This window comes from Actinosynnema sp. NPDC023658 (assembly GCF_040639995.1).
GTDB lineage: Bacteria > Actinomycetota > Actinomycetes > Mycobacteriales > Pseudonocardiaceae > Actinosynnema.
Genome location: NZ_JBFAAX010001372.1, coordinates 760 through 1226 on the forward strand (window position 1 = coordinate 760; position 467 = coordinate 1226).

Annotated in this window: 1 pseudogene; it reads right to left on the reverse strand. The window is 71.3% G+C overall.

The window, feature by feature from the left end:
* Positions 1-467: pseudogene (locus tag AB0G02_RS41090) on the reverse strand (carboxyl transferase domain-containing protein); the annotation flags it as partial.

Sequence of the window (467 nt, forward strand, 5' to 3'; positions counted from 1 at the left end):
AGGGACAGGTCGGTGCCCACCGAGCGCGAGTCCATCACGATGTACGCCCCGCCGTAGGCCTTGCGCAGGATCACCTGCACCCGCGGCACGGTCGCCTCGCAGTACGCGTACAGCAGCTTCGCCCCGTGCCGGATCGCGCCGCCCAGCTCCTGCTCGGTGCCCGGCAGGAATCCCGGCACGTCGACCAAGGACACCAGCGGGATGCCGAACGCGTCGCAGAACCTCACGAACCGCGCCGCCTTCTGCGACGCGGCGATGTCGAGCACGCCCGCCAGCACGATCGGCTGGTTGCCGACCACGCCGACGACCCGACCGTCGATCCGCGCCAACGCGCACACCACGTTCGGCGCCCAGTGCTCGTGGACCTCCAGGAGGTCGCCGTCGTCCACGACCTCCGCCAGCACGGCCCGGATGTCCTAGGGCCTGTACGTCTCCACGGCCACGACCTCCTCCAGCCGGGGCCTGCG